This is a genomic window from Oceanimonas marisflavi, from assembly GCF_003049725.1.
Taxonomy (GTDB): Bacteria; Pseudomonadota; Gammaproteobacteria; order Enterobacterales; family Aeromonadaceae; genus Oceanimonas; species Oceanimonas marisflavi.
In genome coordinates this window covers 1-1213 of the sequence record NZ_QAGM01000055.1, presented here as the reverse complement: position 1 = coordinate 1213, position 1213 = coordinate 1, and the positions used below count along the sequence as shown (strand labels likewise).

1 protein-coding gene is annotated in these 1213 nt (G+C 52.7%); it reads left to right on the top strand.

The genetic code is table 11. From position 1 onward, the window contains the following. Positions 1 to 87 precede the first annotated feature (87 nt). Positions 88 to 1185, top strand: a complete 1098-nt coding sequence (locus DA373_RS15970) for an ISAs1 family transposase (RefSeq protein WP_107853258.1) — start codon at positions 88 to 90, stop codon at positions 1183 to 1185. Positions 1186 to 1213 lie beyond the last annotated feature (28 nt).

The window sequence follows — 1213 nt, the reverse complement described above, 5'->3', positions numbered from 1 at the left end:
CAGGGCGGGAGCATACTTTGTTAATGAAATTTGAACGGGCAGATCGTCTGTGATCTAATCAGCGCTTCTTGCTAAAGGAGCCTGGCCATGACCCTGATCGAACACCTTACCCTTGTTGAAGAAACCCGTTCAGATATTAACCGAAAGCACGACTTGGTCGATGTCATGTTCCTGGTCATCAGTGCCATCATGGCCGGCGCTGAAGGCTGGCAAGACATTGAAACCTATGGGGATTCAAAAGCTGACTGGCTACGTCAGTACCGCCCCTTTGCCCATGGGATTCCCCGTCGGCATACCATCGCACGCATCCTCCGTTGCATCGTGATTGAGTCCTTGCTGGAAGCGTTGCTGAAGTGGGTCAATGAACATCGAACCCAACACGGCAAACCCATTATTGCTTTCGACGGCAAGGTATTGTGCGGGTCTTATCGCAACAACGCCGCCGAGGCCGTGCAGCTGGTCACTGCCTACGATACCGAAAACGGCCTGGTATTAAGCCAGAAAGCCACCCCATCCAAAAAGGGGGAGATCGCCACCGTCCGGGAAATGCTGGAGGTACTCAACCTCAAAGGCAGCGTGGTGACACTGGATGCCCTGCACTGTCAGCGGGAGACCCTGGAGAAGCTTCAGGATAAAAAAGCGCATGTCGTGGTGCAGGTAAAACACAATCAGCCCAAACTACGGAAAGCCGTCCAGTCGCAGTTCCAGGCCGTCTTCGATGCCGGTAAAGAGAAGGTGGTCGTCGAACACAAGGAAACCGGACATGGCCGTAAGGAAGAGCGCTATGTCTTTCAATTAAAAGCAAAACTACCTGAAGAGCTGGCAGCAAAATGGCCGACTATTCGCAGTATCATCGCGGTTGAACGACACCGAACCATCAATGGTAAAGGGACGGTCGATACGTCTTACTATGTCAGCTCGATGTCGCCCAAACATAAGCTGCTGGGGCACTACATCCGCCAGCACTGGCGGATAGAAAACAGTCAACATTATGTGCTGGATGTGGTGTTCAACGAAGATGCCTCACGGATTGCCACCGGTGATGCGGTCGAAAACATGGCCTTGTTCCGGCGGTTCGTGATGAACATCCTCAAGCAAAGCGAATGCGGCTCACCGAGTCAGCGCAACAAGCTGAAACGAGCCAGTTGGAACGACGATTACCGAGCCCAGCTGTTCTTTGGTTAAATTATCAGCAAAGTATGCTCCCGCCCTG

What these genes read in the sequence shown, in the direction of transcription:
- DA373_RS15970 (WP_107853258.1), top strand. Translation starts at nt 88, where the DNA reads ATGACCCTGATCGAACACCTTACCCTTGTTGAAGAAACCCGTTCAGAT.